This is a genomic window from Modestobacter caceresii (assembly GCF_000761485.1).
GTDB lineage: Bacteria > Actinomycetota > Actinomycetes > Mycobacteriales > Geodermatophilaceae > Modestobacter > Modestobacter caceresii.
The window spans coordinates 32076-46584 of the sequence record NZ_JPMX01000042.1; the positions used below are offsets into that span (position 1 = coordinate 32076).

The 14509-nt window shown below is 74.5% G+C and carries 17 protein-coding genes and 1 pseudogene; 11 read left to right on the forward strand and 7 right to left on the reverse strand.

Annotated elements, in window-relative coordinates:
- Positions 1-72 precede the first annotated feature (72 nt).
- The 4 genes and pseudogenes from IN07_RS10415 to IN07_RS23950 all read left to right on the forward strand — a co-directional run.
- Positions 73-1083 (forward strand): annotated as a pseudogene (locus IN07_RS10415) (PDR/VanB family oxidoreductase); the annotation flags it as partial.
- Positions 1084-1127: 44 nt separating this feature from the next.
- Positions 1128-1850 carry an IclR family transcriptional regulator gene (locus IN07_RS10420; protein ID WP_231558098.1) on the forward strand — a complete coding sequence of 241 codons (723 nt, stop codon included), beginning with the start codon at positions 1128-1130 and terminating at the stop codon, positions 1848-1850.
- 124 nt (positions 1851-1974) lie between these two features.
- A complete protein-coding gene (locus IN07_RS10425) occupies positions 1975-3666 on the forward strand; it encodes a PHP domain-containing protein (RefSeq protein ID WP_036335645.1) in 1692 nt (563 codons plus the stop codon).
- The gene (locus IN07_RS23950; protein WP_052091114.1) at positions 3666-4262 is read left to right on the forward strand and encodes a hypothetical protein; all 597 of its coding nucleotides are present in this window, start codon (positions 3666-3668) and stop codon (positions 4260-4262) included. The genes IN07_RS10425 and IN07_RS23950 overlap by 1 nt, the downstream gene beginning before the upstream one ends.
- Before the next feature lie 46 nt (positions 4263-4308).
- Here IN07_RS23950 and IN07_RS10435 read toward each other — a convergent pair whose 3' ends face one another.
- Positions 4309-4605 (reverse strand): hypothetical protein, encoded by a 297-nt coding sequence (locus IN07_RS10435; protein WP_036335646.1) that lies wholly within the window; start codon positions 4603-4605, stop codon positions 4309-4311.
- Positions 4606-4634: 29 nt separating this feature from the next.
- Positions 4635-4982 carry a VOC family protein gene (locus IN07_RS10440; protein ID WP_231558099.1) on the reverse strand — a complete coding sequence of 116 codons (348 nt, stop codon included), beginning with the start codon at positions 4980-4982 and terminating at the stop codon, positions 4635-4637.
- An 82-nt stretch (positions 4983-5064) separates the two neighbouring features.
- Between IN07_RS10440 and IN07_RS10445 the strand changes: the two genes are divergently transcribed.
- Together IN07_RS10445 and IN07_RS10450 are read left to right on the forward strand one after the other, a co-directional pair.
- Positions 5065-5538, forward strand: coding sequence for an NUDIX domain-containing protein (locus IN07_RS10445; RefSeq protein ID WP_036335648.1), 474 nt, complete (start codon positions 5065-5067; stop codon positions 5536-5538).
- Positions 5535-6206, forward strand: coding sequence for a Pr6Pr family membrane protein (locus IN07_RS10450; RefSeq protein WP_036335649.1), 672 nt, complete (start codon positions 5535-5537; stop codon positions 6204-6206). The genes IN07_RS10445 and IN07_RS10450 overlap by 4 nt, the downstream gene beginning before the upstream one ends.
- A 44-nt stretch (positions 6207-6250) precedes the next feature.
- On the opposite strand, the gene IN07_RS10455 is transcribed toward IN07_RS10450, so the two are convergent.
- Positions 6251-7045, reverse strand: coding sequence for an endonuclease/exonuclease/phosphatase family protein (locus tag IN07_RS10455; RefSeq protein ID WP_036335651.1), 795 nt, complete (start codon positions 7043-7045; stop codon positions 6251-6253).
- 124 nt (positions 7046-7169) lie between these two features.
- Between IN07_RS10455 and IN07_RS10460 the strand changes: the two genes are divergently transcribed.
- The 3 genes from IN07_RS10460 (at position 7170) to IN07_RS10470 (ending at position 9126) form a co-directional block, all read left to right on the forward strand.
- A complete protein-coding gene (locus IN07_RS10460; protein ID WP_036335652.1) occupies positions 7170-8060 on the forward strand; it encodes a 1,4-dihydroxy-2-naphthoyl-CoA synthase in 891 nt (296 codons plus the stop codon).
- 15 nt (positions 8061-8075) lie between these two features.
- Entirely contained in the window at positions 8076-8408 is a 333-nt protein-coding gene (locus tag IN07_RS10465) for a hypothetical protein (RefSeq protein WP_036335654.1), read from the forward strand.
- A 91-nt stretch (positions 8409-8499) separates the two neighbouring features.
- Positions 8500-9126: a TetR-like C-terminal domain-containing protein gene (locus tag IN07_RS10470; RefSeq protein ID WP_231558100.1), complete on the forward strand. Its 627-nt coding sequence runs from the start codon at positions 8500-8502 to the stop codon at positions 9124-9126.
- Between the two features lie 85 nt (positions 9127-9211).
- Here the strand turns inward: IN07_RS10470 and IN07_RS10475 are convergent, their stop codons facing one another.
- Positions 9212-9886 (reverse strand): TetR/AcrR family transcriptional regulator, encoded by a 675-nt coding sequence (locus IN07_RS10475; RefSeq protein ID WP_052091115.1) that lies wholly within the window; start codon positions 9884-9886, stop codon positions 9212-9214.
- A gap of 41 nt (positions 9887-9927) precedes the next feature.
- The gene (locus IN07_RS10480) at positions 9928-10449 is read right to left on the reverse strand and encodes a DUF5946 family protein (protein ID WP_036335659.1); all 522 of its coding nucleotides are present in this window, start codon (positions 10447-10449) and stop codon (positions 9928-9930) included.
- A 131-nt stretch (positions 10450-10580) separates the two neighbouring features.
- Here IN07_RS10480 and IN07_RS10485 point away from each other — a divergent pair, with 131 nt between their 5' ends.
- Positions 10581-11687, forward strand: a complete 1107-nt coding sequence (locus IN07_RS10485) for an NDMA-dependent alcohol dehydrogenase (protein WP_036335661.1) — start codon at positions 10581-10583, stop codon at positions 11685-11687.
- Positions 11688-11761: 74 nt separating this feature from the next.
- Positions 11762-12427, forward strand: coding sequence for an HAD family hydrolase (locus IN07_RS10490; protein ID WP_036335662.1), 666 nt, complete (start codon positions 11762-11764; stop codon positions 12425-12427).
- Positions 12428-12519: 92 nt separating this feature from the next.
- Here the strand turns inward: IN07_RS10490 and IN07_RS10495 are convergent, their stop codons facing one another.
- Together IN07_RS10495 and IN07_RS10500 are read right to left on the reverse strand one after the other, a co-directional pair.
- Positions 12520-13512 (reverse strand): glucosyl-3-phosphoglycerate synthase, encoded by a 993-nt coding sequence (locus IN07_RS10495; protein ID WP_036335664.1) that lies wholly within the window; start codon positions 13510-13512, stop codon positions 12520-12522.
- Between the two features lie 150 nt (positions 13513-13662).
- Positions 13663-14484, reverse strand: a complete 822-nt coding sequence (locus tag IN07_RS10500) for an MBL fold metallo-hydrolase (RefSeq protein WP_036335666.1) — start codon at positions 14482-14484, stop codon at positions 13663-13665.
- Positions 14485-14509 lie beyond the last annotated feature (25 nt).

Below are 14509 nucleotides of genomic sequence, written 5' to 3' on the forward strand. Positions count from 1 at the left end.
CGAAGGACCCCGTCCTCCTCACCCCTCGCAAGCTCGGGGCGAGCCTCGGGACGGGGCCGGGGCGGGATCTGGCGATGCGGGCGTGACCCCACGACGAGGAGAGCAGTGCACAGCACGCATGACGAGGTCGACCTGCGGCTGCAGGTGGCCCGGCGGACGACGGGCGCGGAGGGCGTCGTCGTCCTCGAGCTGCGCGACCCGACCGGCGCCGACCTGCCGGCCTGGTCGCCCGGTGCGCACATCGACCTGCTGCTGCCCGGCGGGCTGACCCGGCAGTACTCGCTGTGCGGCGACCCGCACGACCGGGCGGTCTGGCAGATCGGCGTGCTCCGCGAGCCGGCGGGGCGGGGCGGTTCGGCCCTCGTGCACGACCAGGTGCAGGACGGTACGGAGATCGACGTCCGGGGGCCGCGGAACCACTTCGAGCTGGTGCCCGCCCAGCGGTACGTGTTCCTCGCCGGCGGCATCGGCATCACCCCGATCCTGCCGATGGCGGCCGCCGCCGAGGAGGCCGGCGCCACCTGGGAGTTCCACTACGGCGGGCGCACCCGGACGTCGATGGCCTTCCTCGAGGCGCTGGAGGCGCTGGAGGCGAAGACCGGGCACGGTCTGCGGGTCACGCTGCACCCGCAGGACGAGGTGGGGCTGATCGACCTCGACCGCATCCTGGGCACCCCGCAGCCGGACACGAAGGTGTACTGCTGCGGCCCCGAGCCGCTGCTGGCCGCGGTGGAGCAGCGGTGCGCCGACTGGCCGCCCGGGTCGCTGCACGTGGAACGATTCGCCCCGAAGGAGCAGGGCGAGCGGGTGCTCAGCGGGGACTTCGACGTCGAGCTGACGCTGTCGGGCACGACGCTGACCGTCCCGCCGGACAAGTCGATCCTGCAGGTGGTGGAGGAGGCGGGCATCCCGGTCCTCTCCTCGTGCCAGGAGGGGACGTGCGGCACGTGCGAGACCGGAGTGCTGGAGGGGACCGTCGACCACCGCGACTCGCTGCTGAGCCCGGAGGAGCAGGCGGCGAACGACACGATGTTCATCTGCGTCTCCCGAGCCGCGTGTCCGAAGCTCGTCCTGGAGCTCTGAGCCCGGCCGGTCCGGTGGCCCGCCGGACGGCGGGCAGCAAGCTCTTGGCCGTCCTCGACGCGTTCACCCGGGACCGGCGCGCGCTGACCCTCTCCGAGATCGCCCGGGCCACCGACGTCCCGCTGTCCACCGCACACCGGCTGATCGGCGAGCTGTGCAGCTGGGGCGGGCTCGAGCGCGACCCCGACGGCCGGTACCGGGTCGGGTTGCGGCTGTGGGAACTGGGCGCGCTGGCGCCGCGCGGGCTGGGTTTGCGGGAGGCGGCGCTGCCGTTCATGGAGGACCTCTACGAGGTGACCCACGAGAACGTCCAGCTGGCGGTGCGGGACGGCGTCGAGGTGGTGTTCGTCGAGCGGTTCGCCGCCCGGGACGCGGTCGCGGTCTACACCGAGGTCGGCGGCCGGTTCGCGCTGCCGCCCACCGGGGTCGGGCTGGTGCTGCTCGCGCACGCACCGACCGCGGTGCAGGAGCAGGTGCTGGCCGCGCCGCTGCGCCGGTACACCGCGCAGACGATCACCGACCCGGTGCAGCTGCGCCGGGTGCTGGCCGAGGTCCGCCGCGCCGGGGTGGCGGTCAGCGACCGGCAGGTCACCGACGACGCGGTCTCGGTGGCCGCGCCGATCTCCGCCCGGGGCGAGGTGGTCGCGGCGCTGTCGATCGTGGTGCGGGGCAGCTCGGCCGCCGCCGTCCGGCCGATGGCGCCCGGCGTGCGGGCCGCCGCCCGGGCGATCAGCCGGACCCTGTCCGGAGGCCCTGACCAGGCCTGAGGTATGGCGCGCTCCCGGACGTCGGCTGTTCGCCCGATGATCTCCTGGGTGTCACCCGCTGGTCTGTACCGGCGACGCAGAGTTCCCGCGACAGATGCAGTGCGGACGATGCGGGAGCGCCTCGATGAGCCACGACCACCACCACGACCACCCCCACCACCACGATCACGACCACTCCCACGGTGAGGTCTCCGGCGTGGAGGGCACCTGGGCCGACCCGCAGGCCGACGACCCGTTGTCGGTCTCGCGGCGGGCCTTCCTCGTCACCACGGCCGTCGTCGCCGGTGCCGCCGCCGGGCTGGGCGGCGCCGTCTCCGGCGTCGGCCAGGGAGTCGCTGCCGCCGCGGGCGCGGGGACGACGACCAACGCGTGGACCGGGCGGACCCGGTACTACGCCGGCGACCACCACATCCACACCAAGTACTCGCCCGACGCGCAGTACGACGTGGCGACCCAGGTCATCAAGGGCCGTCAGTACGGCCTGGACTGGATGGTCATCACCGACCACGGTGGCGTCGCCCACCAGAAGCTCTCGATCGACAAGATCACCCCGGAGATCGAGAAGGTCCGCCGGCAGTACGCGGGCACGATGATCTACCAGGGCCTGGAGTGGAACATCCCCGGCGCCGAGCACGCCACCGTCATGCTGCCCCCGGGCAACGCGACCGTCGACATCCTCAAGGCGTTCGAGGCCGGCTACGACGGCAGCGCGCTGGCGGCCAAGGGCGTCACCGGCAACGTCGAGCCCTACGCCATCGAGGCGCTGAAGTACCTGGACAACCAGGTGCGCAACCGGCGCACCGAGATCGCGCTGATGTTCGCCAACCACCCCTCCCGGCAGGGCATCGACAGCCCGCACGAGCTCCGCAACTGGCGCGACGCGGCCCCGTCGGTCGCCGTCGGCATGGAGGGCGCGCCCGGTCACCAGGCCGCCGGCATCCCGGTCTCGCAGGGCGGTCCCGGCAGCGGCCGTGGCTACTACGACAACGCCGGCGCCCGTGCCGACCGGTTCCTGCCGTACCCGCCGGAGTCCTACCGCACCTTCGGTGGCTTCGACTGGATGACCGCCACCCTCGGCGGGCTCTGGGACTCGCTGCTGGCCGAGGGCAAGCCGTGGTGGGTCACCGCCACCTCGGACTCGCACCGGGTCTTCCGGGACACCCGGGTCCAGGGCCCGCTGGACTTCAACACCAACGGCACCAAGGGCGACGCCGTCGACACCGGCCGGCCGATCACCCAGTACGGCGACTTCTGGCCCGGCCAGTACAGCAGCACCCTGGTGGGATCGGACTCCCGCTCCTACGTCGGGATCATGCAGGGCCTGCAGGCCGGCAAGGTCGTGGCCGTGCACGGCCGGATCATCGAGGGCCTGGACGTGCGGGTCCGCTCGGCGAAGGACGGCGACCCGCAGGGTGCCACGCTCGGCGGCCGCACCTGGGTGCGCCGCGGCGGCAGCGTCACGGTGACCATCACGGTCAAGGTGGCCGGCGGCGCCAACGCCAACGGCGACGTGCCGAAGCTCGCCAAGGTCGACCTGATCAGCGGCCCGATCACCGGCGAGGCCAGCGACCGGGACCGGTTCACCGCCCCGGAGACCACCGTGGCGAAGACCTTCGAGGTGGGCCGCGGCCGGGCCCAGTGGACGTTCGAGCACACGTTCACCAACGTCGAGCGGTCGTTCTACGTGCGCCTGCGCGGCAGCGACGGCAATCAGCTCGACAGCAACGGCAACCCGCTGATGGACGTCGTCGGGGACGCGAACCCGTGGGAGGACCTCTGGTTCTACGCCAACCCGGTGTTCGTCGACGCGATCTGATGACCGCATCGCTGACGGCGGTCTGGTGGGGCGGGGCGCCGGCGGCCGACCGGGTCGCCGACGCCCACCTGCTGGCGGCGGTCGACGAGGCGCTGGCCGGCTCAGGGGCCGCGGCGGAGCTGGTCTGCACCCACGTGGACGGTTCCGCCCCGGCGCCCCGGGTCGGCGTCTCGATCCGGCTGACCGGGGAGCCGGCCGACCCGGCGGCGACCCGGTCGGTCCTGGCGAGGGCGTTGGCCGGCCCGGTCGTGGCCGGCGGCACCCACGACGCGGACGTCGCCGGCCCGGCCCGGACGGCGCTGGTCGAGGCCGCTGCCGGGGACGCCGGCCGGGCGGTCCGTTTCCCGGGGTCGGCGTCGGTCACCGGGCGGGTGCCCGTGGCCGACCTGATCGCCGCCACCGCGATCGAGCAGGTCGTCGGGATCGGCGTGGAGCCGGCCGGCACCGACGTCGTGGACACCGGGCCGAACGGGTTCCTGCGGCCGCGGTTCTCCGGCGGCCGGCTCACCCTGCTGGTCGAGCGGGCCGCCGGGGGCGTGCTCCAGCCGTTCGAGATCGAGGACCCGCACCAGTGCTGCGAGGGCGGCGGGCACTGAGCGACCCGCGGGGGCAGGGACGGTCCGTCCCTGCCCCCGCGGACGTTCAGACGGCGGAGACGGCGAAGCCGATCTCCTTGTCGGCGACGCACGCCGGGAAGGTCTCGAACACCCGGGCCCGCTCGGGGGAGTCGTGGTACGTCTCCTCCACCCGGCGGAACTCGTCCTGGTCGCCGTCGTGCGCGACGGCCCAGGTGAACGTCTGGTGCTCCTCGTCGGCCAGGGCGAACAGCACCCGGAACCCGTACTGCTCGCGCACCGGCAGCAGGGTCGGGAACCAGGCCAGGAAGTCGGCCATCCGGCCCGGCTCGAGCACGTATCGGCGCAGCTGCACGGTCTCCATGCCGTCATCCTGCCCGTCGGGCCGGCAGCTCAGGACGGTGGCGCGTAGAACTGCAGGTCGTTGCCCTCGGAGTCCCTGAACGGTGCGAGCCGGCCCCACGGGTGGTCGGCGATCCCGCCGAACTCCACGCCCTTGTCCTGCAGGGCGGCCACCTCGGCGTCCAGGTCGCCGTCGGGCTGGAAGGTGATCACCGCGCCGCCGCTGGCGGGCTGGGCGCTCTCCCGCGCGTTCAGCCCGATCATCAGGCCGTTGGCGTCGAACTCGCTCCAGTCCTCGGTGGTCTTCCCCTCGGACAGCCCCAGGGTGTCCCGGTAGAACGCCCGGGCCCGGTCCATGTCCGTCACCGGCACCCACACACTCGCCACGCCACTCGCCACGTCAGCACTCCCTCGTCCTCGATCGGTCGTGCCCGACCGGTGCCCCGCGCGGCGACCGGTCAACCCACGGCAGACTGTCGGCGTGCGCTCTCCGACCGATGGCTGGACGACCTGCGCCCTGGGCCACCGGCACTGGGGCCTGGCCGGCGCGGCCGGTCTGCTGCTGCACCGGCCCGGTGCCGACGGTGTCGAGGTGCTGCTCCAGCTGCGGGTGGAGTGGTCGCACCACGGCGGCACCTGGGGCACCCCGGGCGGCGCGCTGCACCCGCAGGAGTCCGCGGCCGACGGCGCGCTGCGCGAGGCGGGGGAGGAGCTCGGGCTGCGCCCTGTGGACGTCGTCCTCGGCGCGGAGTGGGTCGACGACCACGGCGGCTGGAGCTACACCACCGTGCTGGCCACGCCCGCCGGCGCGCTCGAGCCCGACGACCTGGCGCTGAACGAGGAGAGCGCCGGCGTCGGCTGGTTCGCCCTCGACGCGCTGCCCGTGCTCCACCCCGGGCTCGCCGCGACCCTGCCGGTGCTGGCGCGCGCGGTGACCGGCTCCGACGCCACATGAGCGGACGGCAGATCGCGCGGGGCTACTGGGCGGTGGTGGCACTCGTCGTCGGGGCGTGCCTGGCGACGTCCCTGGTGCGCACCGTGCTCGAGGCGGCGGGCGGCCGCACCACCACGGTGACAGAGGTGGTCCGGTGGCTGAGCCTGTTCACGGTCGGGAGCAACGTGCTGGTGCTGGCCGCTGCGACGACCCTGGCGCTCGACCCGGTGCGCTCCGGCCGCCTCTGGCGGGTGCTGGTGCTCGACGCGCTGCTGGCCATCACGGTCACCGGGTTGGTCTTCTCGGTCCTGCTGTCGCCGACCGTCGACCCCACCGGCGTGACCGTGTGGACCAACCTCGTGCTGCACTACCTGGCACCGCTGGCCATGGTGGGCGGCTGGCTGGTCTTCGGGCCGCGGCCGCGGATCACCGGCGGCACGGTCGCCTGGGCGATGATCTTCCCGGTGGCCTGGATCGGCTGGACGATGTGGCACGGCGCGCAGAGCCGCTGGTACCCCTACTTCTTCCTCGACGCCCGCGACCTCGGCCTCGCGGTCGCGCTGCGGAACACCGCTCTCGTCGTGCTCCTGGCCCTGGTGTTCCTGCTGGTCTACTGGGCGGCCGACCGGTGGCTGCCGGCGACCGACGGCCGCCGACGGGAGCGCGAGGAGGCTGCCGCGCAGAGCTGACCGTGGGCGGGCGCCCCCGGGGGCCACGCGGCCCGCGCGAGGGCTCAGCCCGGGGACACCGACACGGTGACCAGCCGGTGGTCGCCGAGCGGGAGCTGCCGCACCTCGGGGCGCTGCGGGTCCAGGCCGGCCGGGCCGAGCAGGTGGTCGAACTGCACCCGCGGCGCCGGGGCCGGATAGCTCGGCGCGCTGACCAGTCGCGTGGCGCCGAACACCCGCGCGGGCACCGGCCCCACCAGATTGAGGTCGCCGGCCAGCACCACCGGGCCGGGCAGCTCGGCGCACCACCGGCGCAGCCGGGTCAGCTGGCGCAGCGCGGTGTGCGGCGCGAAGGACAGGTGGGTGCAGACCACGGTGCAGTGCTCGAGCTCGGCGGCGATCGCCAGCCGCGGCTCGTCGGGGAACCACCACCGGCGGGTCTGCCCGGTGCGCGGGTCGGGCGCCCGCAGCGGCAGCCGGGCCCGGCCGGCGCCCAGCGCGAGCACCGACCAGCGGTGGACCGGCAGCCGACTGAACAGCGCTATCCCGTAGTGCGGGCCGGTCAGCGTCTCCCAGGACCCGCGGAGCACCGGCGGGTCGACCGGGGTCCAGCTGCGGAACGGGTCGGGGGTGCCGGCGACGGCTGCGGCGAACCGCCACTCGGGCGCACCGAGCGCGGCGGCCACCTCGGCGGCCTGGTCGACACCGTGCGACCGGGGCTGGCCCACGTCGACCTCCTGGACGGCGAGGACGTCGACGTCCACCTCCGCCAGCGCGCCCCGCAGTGCCGCGGCGTCGAGCGAGCGACCGGCACCGTCCCGGCCGGAGGCGAGGTTCAACGTCCCGATCCGGAGTTCCACACCTCCATCAGACCAGTCCGGGGCCACTCGTGCTCCGCTCACCCGGGCTGAGCAGAGCACGGGGCGGCGAGGAGACCCCGGCTCGGCGGAGCGGGGGCATCCTGCTGCGGCTAGGTTCGGGACCGTGAGTGCCCGCGCCGACGTCTCCGAGATCTTCGACCCCACCGCCTGGCGGCCGGTCGAGGGCTTCGAGCAGCTGACCGACGTCACCTACCACCGCGCCGTCGACGCCGGGGTGGTGCGGATCGCCCTCGACCGGCCCGAGGTGCGCAACGCCTTCCGGCCGCAGACGGTCGACCAGCTGCTCGCCGTCTTCGAGCACGCGCGGCTGGCCACCGACATCGGCTGCGTGCTGCTCACCGGCAACGGCCCCAGCGCCAAGGACGGCGGCTGGGCGTTCTGCTCCGGCGGGGACCAGCGGGTGCGCGGGAAGTACGGCTACGAGGCCGGCGACGGCGCGAACGGACGGCTGCACATCCTGGAGGTGCAGCGGCTGATCCGGTTCATGCCGAAGGTCGTCGTCTGCGTCGTCCCGGGCTGGGCGGCCGGTGGCGGGCACAGCCTGCACGTGGTCGCCGACCTGACCCTGGCCAGCGCCGAGCACGCCCGGTTCAAGCAGACCGACGCCGACGTGGGCAGCTTCGACGGCGGGTTCGGCTCGGCGTACCTGGCCCGCCAGGTCGGGCAGAAGTTCGCCCGGGAGGTCTTCTTCCTCGGCGAGGAGTACTCCGCCGAGGAGGCGCACCGGATGGGCATGGTGAACCGGGTCGTGCCGCACGCCGAGCTGGAGGCCACCGCGCTGGACTGGGGACGCCGGATCGTGGCCAAGAGCCCGACCGCCCAGCGGATGCTCAAGTACTCGTTCAACCTGATCGACGACGGGCTCGTCGGTCAGCAGCTGTTCGCCGGGGAGACCACCCGGCTGGCCTACATGGCCGAGGAGGCGGTGGAGGGTCGGGACTCGTTCCTGGAGAAGCGCCCGGCCGACTTCTCCCGCTTCCCATGGCACGCCTGAAGGAGGAGGACACGGATGATCGTCGAGGTGATCGGGGGTGCCGACGAGGTGCCCGAGGTGCGGGTGGCCGACGTCGACGACCTGGCCCGGCTGCACCTGGCCGTCGGCGCGCTGACCGACGAGGACGTCGACCGGGCGCTGCGCGAGGCGGGCCTGGGCCGGCTGACCGAGGGGGACACCGGCCTGCTCGACGTGGCGGCCCTGCGCGCCGCGGCCGAGCCGCAGGCGACCGCCGACGACTGGGCGCAGCGTTTCGACGGGATGGTGGAGCAGGCCGGCGCGAAGGGCTGGACGGCGGACGACGGGGCCAGCCTGCAGGTGCACGTGGAGCCCGCCGCGTCGGCCTGAGGGCGCTCCCCGACCTGCCCGGCGACATGTGTTCTCGATTGGAGTCGCTCGGTTGTTGTGGTCACTCCACCTTCTTGGGCACGATTGCACGGTGACCACGACCGACCTGCCTCCGCGACCCGCCGGCGCCCGTCCTCCGGGGCGCCCACTGTCCTCGGAGCTGTCCGAGCAACTGGTGGCCGTGGCGGTGGAGATCCTCGCCGACGAGGGCTGGGGGAGGCTCAACAGCGACCGCGTGGCCGCGCGGGCCCGGGCCGGCAAGGCCGGCATCTACCGGCGGTGGCCCACGATGGCCGCACTGGCGCGGCACGCCCTGAGCACCGCGCCGCTGGTCGAGCTGCCCGCCGACTCCGGGTCGCTGCGCAGCGACCTCTGCGAGCTGCTGGCCCGCTGGACCCGGCCGCTGGACCGGGCGGAGCGAGCCGCCGCGAGCCTGGTCGGGGCAGCCCGGCACGACGACGACCTGCGCGCCGGCCTCGAGGAGGCGCTGGTGCGCCCGCTGGCCGGTGCGGTGCGCGAGCTCGCGGCGCGGGAGGCCGCCCGCGGGCGTGAACTGCCGCACCAGCGGGTCGCGCTGCTGGGGTCGGCGGTGCAGGCCCTGTGGTGGCAGCGCTACACGGCCTTCGGTCCGGCGACGATGAGCACCGCGCAGGTCGAGCAGCTGGTCACCGACGTGCTGCTGCCGATCGTCGAGCTGGCGCAGCTGCCGCCCGGCTGAGGGAGGGCCCCGTCCTCCTCATCCCTCGCGAGCTCGGGACGAGCCTCTGGACGGGGCCGAGGGGCGGGGGCAGCGGAGTCCTCCTTCAGTCGATCCGCACGTCCAGCTGCCGGGCGAGCCGGCGCACCCCGTCCTCGAGCATGGCGAGGGTGGCGGCGGTGGTCGCGTGCTCGGGTCCGTGCGCTGCGGCGCCGCGCTCCGTGCCGAGCACCTGGCGGCGGTTCGCGAGCACCAGCACCCGCCCGGCCACCAGGAACAGGTCGGCCGCCAGCCGGCTGAGCAGGTCGACCGAGGCGCCGTCCGGCTGCTCCGTCGCCGAGAGTGCCGTCGCCAGCGCAGCGGCCACCCGCACGCCGGCCTGCTCGACCAGCGTCCGCTCCCGTTCCTGCAGGCTGGCCGAGCACGCCAGGGCCTCCAGGTAGCTGCGGTGCTCCGGCTGCGCCTCCTGCTCCAGCAGCTGGTGGAGGTCGCTCTCCAGGTAGCTGCGCAGCGCGGCCAGCGGTCCGGTGCCCTGCGGCCGGGCCGTGACGGCGGCGGCGACCCCCTCGACCCAGGGCGTCCGGCCGTCGAAGAAGAGCGCGTCCTTGCTGTCGAAGTGGTTGAAGACGGTCTGCACCGCGACGTCGGCGGTCGCGGCGACGTCGGCGATGGTCACCGCGTCGAAGCTGCGCTCGGCGAACAGGCGCTGAGCCGCCGCGCGTATCTCCGCCCGGGTCTGCGCCTTGCGGCGCTCCCGGCGTCCTCCTGTCGCCGCGTCCACGGTCGACAATGTAGAGCGCAACTGACGCTCGCGATGCTGTGTCAGCCGGTCAGGGCCGTGTCCGCGGCGGCGCGCAGCCGGTCGTGCGCCGGTGCCCAGTCCGCCCACACCGCGTCGGCCCAGGCGCGCACCAGTGCCGGCAGGTCCACGACGTCCAGGTCGGCGGCCAGGTCCGCGACGGTCGTCGTCCAGCGCGCCGGTGCGGTCAGGTCACGGGGGGCGGCGTCGTCCACCCGGCTGCCGAGTGCGGCCGAGCGCGCGTGGTCGACGTTCCGCTCCAGCTCCAGGCAGAGCCGGACCGGTGCGGCGGCCGGTCCGCCGGGCACCAGGTGCTGGGCGTCGTAGGCGTCGGTGGACACCCGGAGCAGCGATGCGGCCCGCACGTCCTGTCCGGCCTCCTCGCGCAGGCCGCGCACGGTCACGGCGAACAGCCCGGCGCAGCTGGCCGAGGCGCCGGGGTGCGTGCCGACCAGGCCGGGGACGACGGCGAGCACCGCACCGCAGCCGGGACAGGCGGAGGTCTCCGGCGCCTGCTGGGGGCTCGGGGTGTCGGCGCCGGTCACGACGGTCGATCGTGCCGTACGGGGACGGGCACCGCCGACCGGACGGGTGGCACTGGGTGCCACCCGACGGCGAGAGGTGACGCCGGACCCCCTAGCGTGGGCCAGGTCACGCTCGAGACAGGAGACGGTGGATGAAGACGCACGGCGCGGTGCTGCGGGGTCCCGGCGACTGGGAGGTCGCGGAGCTCGAGCTGGTCGACCCCGGCCCGGGGCAGGTGCTGGTCGAGATGGCCTATGCGGGGCTGTGCCACTCCGACGAGCACCTGCGGTTCGAGAGCCAGCGCTACCCCATCGTCGGCGGGCACGAGGGCGCCGGCGTCGTCCAGGCCGTCGGGGCCGGCGTCACCGGCGTGCAGCCCGGCGACCACGTGGTCACCTCCTTCCTGCCGGCGTGCGGCCACTGCCGCTGGTGCGCCACCGGCCGCTCCAACCTCTGCGACCTCGGCGCGACGATCGGCACCGGGCAGATGCCGGACGGGACCTGGCCGTTCCGGCTGGACGGCGAGGAGCTCGGCGGCTTCTGCATGGTCGGTGCCTTCGCCCAGCACTCGGTGCTGTCCCAGTTCTCCTGCGTCAAGATCGAGCCGCACCTGCCCCTGGACGTCGCCGCGCTGATGGCCTGCAGCGTCCCGACCGGCTGGGGGTCCGCGGTGAACGCCGGGCCGGTGCGCCAGGGCGACGTCGTGGTCGTCGTCGGCACCGGCGGGGTCGGCTGCAATGCCGTGCAGGGCGCGGCGATGGCCGGTGCAGGCGCCGTCGTCGCCGTCGACCCGGTGGCCTTCCGCCGCGAGTTCGCCCAGACCCTGGGCGCCACCCACGCGGTCGCCAGCACCGAGGAGGCGGCGAGCCTGGCGAAGCAGCTGTCCCGCGGCACGGGGGCCGACGTCGTCATCCTGGCCACCGGCACGACCAGCCCGGAGATCACCGGCGGCGCCTACCGCTGCCTGGGCAAGGGCGGCACGCTGGTGCTCACCGGCCTGGCCGACCACACGATGGCGACGACCGTCGCGCTGCCCGGCAACATCACCACCGTCTACGAGCAGCGGGTGCAGGGGGCGCTGTACGGGATGTGCAACGCCTACCGGGACATCCCGCGGCTGCTGCGGCTCTACGAGGACGGCGCGCTCGAGGTCGACTCGCTGATCACCAAGCGCTACTCGCTCGACGAGGTCAACCAGGGCTACCAGGACCAGCGCGACGGCACGGTCATCCGCGGCGTCCTCCAGCACCAGCACTGACCTCTCCAGGGCCAAAATCGCGACTTTGGCCCCTGGAGGGGTGGTCGTCCGGGTGACTGGGCAGGTCAGCGGGCATGGCCGAACCCACCATCGCCGTCATGGACGTCGACGGCACCCTCGTCGACTCGAACTACCACCACGCCCTGGCCTGGTACCGGGCGCTGCGCTCACTGGGGGAGACCTACCCCGTCTGGCGCATCCACCGCCTGATCGGCATGGGCGGTGACCAGCTCGTCGCCGCCCTCGGCGGGGAGGAGGTCGAACGGCGGATCGGTGCCGAGGCCCGCGACCGGTGGGTGGAGGAGGTCGACCCGTTCATCGACGAGATCGCCCCGCTGCCCGGCGCCCGGGACCTGCTGGTGGCCGTCAAGGAGCGCGGGCACCGGCTGGTGCTGGCGAGTTCGGGCAAGCCGAAGCACGTGGAGGCCTTCCTCGACCTGCTCGACGCCCGGGACCTCGCCGACGCCGTCACCTCCAGTGGTGACGTCGAGTCGTCCAAGCCCGAGCCGGACCTGCTGCAGGTGGCGCGGCAGATGCTCGGCGCCGCTGACGAGACGAGCAGCGTGATGATCGGCGACTCGGTGTGGGACGTGGTGGCGGCGAAGAACGCCGGGATGCCGGCGATCGTCGTCCGCTCCGGTGGCTTCGGGGACGACGAGCTGCACGACGCCGGTGCGGTCGGGATCTACGACACCCCCGGCGACCTCGCGGCCGCGCTGGACGACACCCCGCTCGCCTGAGTGATGCTCCGGCCCCTCGGCGGGGCACTGTGCAGTGAGGGCGCGTTCCCGGCCGGGAACGCGCCCTCATCGCACAGTGCGGTGGCCGCTCCTCAGCCGACGACGCCGGCGCGGTGCGCGGTGTACTCGTCGACCGCGCACATCGGCGGCCGCTCGTCGACGGCGACGGTGTGGCTGGTCGGCACGAAGCCGCGCCCGTCGTGGGCGAACTGGGTGAGCAGCCCGCCGGGCTCCAGCCGGCGCCGGTCCGACCGGCCGCGCTCGGCGCGGGACAGCACGGTCGAGACGATCTGGCCGGCCATGGTGCCCAGCGCCTCGTCCGTCTGGTGGGAGTGCGTGCGGGTGCCGAGGTCGACCTGGGCCAGCCCGTTGAGTCCGCAGACCTGCAGCAGGTCGACCAGCAGGCCGACCTCCACGCCGTAGCCGGAGACGAACGGCACCTGCTCCAGGGCCGAGCGGCGGCCGGCGTACTCCCCGCCCAGCGGCTGCACGAACCCGGCCAGCTCCGGCCACAGCGCGTTCAGCAACGGACGGGCGGTGAGCTCGGTGACCCGGCCCCCGCCGGCCGGGCGGTGCTCGCCGTCGACGGTGAGCGGGCGGGTGTAGCAGCCCTTGACGTACTCGATGCGGGGGTCGGTGAGCAGCGGGGTGAGCAGCCCCGGCACGTAGTGGCTGACGTCGCCCAGCAGGTCGGAGTCGATGAAGACGACGAGGTCGCCGGTGGTGGCCGCCAGGGACTTCCACAGCGCCTCGCCCTTGCCCGGACGGTCGCCCTGCCTCGGCAGCACGTCGCCGACCGCGACGACCTCGGCGCCGGCGGCCCGGGCCACCTCGGCGGTCGCGTCGGTGGAGTGGGAGTCGATGACGACGAGCTCGTCGATCAGCGGCACACCCTCGACCCAGCGCTCGACCAGGTCGCGGACCAGGACCCCGACGGTGGTCTCCTCGTTCCGCGCGGGGAGGACGACGCTGACCCGGTGGCCGCCGCGGCGTTTGGCCAGCAGCAGCGCATCGACGTCGATCTCGGCCAGGGAGGTGGCCGACGTGGTGCGGTGCTCGAACCAGGCCCGGGCGTCAGGTCGCATCAGCCCACTGTCGAGCAATCCAGCCACCTCCGGCACGTCGGCGGGGCGGCGTTCACATGAACTTCACGTTCCCCCTGCGACCCAGGGTGACGGCTGTGTGGCCACCCAGCAAATCCCGTGGGACGGACCGATCGGTGCACCGGAGGTCGGTCAGGTGCCCTCCCGGCCGGGCTCCGCGGCGTCCAGTGCGACGCGGGCGCCGGGGGCGGTCAGCGCCACGGCGGTGGCCGAGCCCGCGGCGGCGACCGCGGCCGCGAACCGGCGGGGTGGCTCGACGAGCAGTGCCCGCATCCGGGCCCGCCAGGGGCTGGGCACCGAGGTCAGCCCGGCGACGGCGAAGGTGCCCCAGTGCACCGGGACGGCGACCTGCGGGCGGAGCAGTGCCACCGCCCGGGCGGCACCGGCCGGGTCCAGGTGGCCGGGGCCGAGCGTGGGGCCCCACCCCCACACCGGCAGCAGGGCGACGTCCACGCCGTCGTCGCCGAGGTCGGCCATCCCGGGGAAGAGGTCGGTGTCGCCGGCGGCGTAGACGGTGACGCCGTCCCCGGCGAGCAGGTGCCCGACCGCCGGGGCGTGCGGGCCGTGGGTGAACCGCGGCCCCCAGCGGTGGGCGGCGTGGTCGGCGGGGGTGGCGGTGACGGTGAGGCCGCCGTCGGTGAGGCTCGCACCCGCACCGAGCTCCTCGACGGCGGTGAAGCCGTGCCGGCCGAGCCACCGGCCGGCGCCGCGGGGCACCACGATCGGCGTGCTGCGGCCCAGCCGGCGCAACGAGGGCAGGTGCAGGTGGTCGTTGTGCAGGTGCGAGACGACGACCAGGTCGACGCCGGCCCAGGCCTCGGGGGCCAGGCGGGGGACCACCCGCCGCAGCGGGCCCAGCCGGTGGGTGAGCAGCGGGTCGGTGAGCACCGTCCGGCCGACCAGTTCCACCCGGACGGTCGAGTGGCCGAGGAAGTGCAGGGACGGCGCGGTCACCGGGTCAGTGTCGCGCCGACCACCC

Bases quoted from the DNA above. Each gene is read 5' to 3' on its own strand.
- IN07_RS10425 (WP_036335645.1), top strand. From the start codon at position 1,975: ATGAGCCACGACCACCACCACGACCACCCCCACCACCACGATCACGAC.
- IN07_RS10450 (WP_036335649.1), top strand. From the start codon at position 5,535: ATGAGCGGACGGCAGATCGCGCGGGGCTACTGGGCGGTGGTGGCACTC.
- IN07_RS10495 (WP_036335664.1), bottom strand. From the start codon at position 13,512: ATGCGACCTGACGCCCGGGCCTGGTTCGAGCACCGCACCACGTCGGCC.
- IN07_RS10465 (WP_036335654.1), top strand. From the start codon at position 8,076: ATGATCGTCGAGGTGATCGGGGGTGCCGACGAGGTGCCCGAGGTGCGG.
- IN07_RS23950 (WP_052091114.1), top strand. From the start codon at position 3,666: ATGACCGCATCGCTGACGGCGGTCTGGTGGGGCGGGGCGCCGGCGGCC.
- IN07_RS10490 (WP_036335662.1), top strand. From the start codon at position 11,762: ATGGCCGAACCCACCATCGCCGTCATGGACGTCGACGGCACCCTCGTC.
- IN07_RS10485 (WP_036335661.1), top strand. From the start codon at position 10,581: ATGAAGACGCACGGCGCGGTGCTGCGGGGTCCCGGCGACTGGGAGGTC.
- IN07_RS10435 (WP_036335646.1), bottom strand. From the start codon at position 4,605: ATGGAGACCGTGCAGCTGCGCCGATACGTGCTCGAGCCGGGCCGGATG.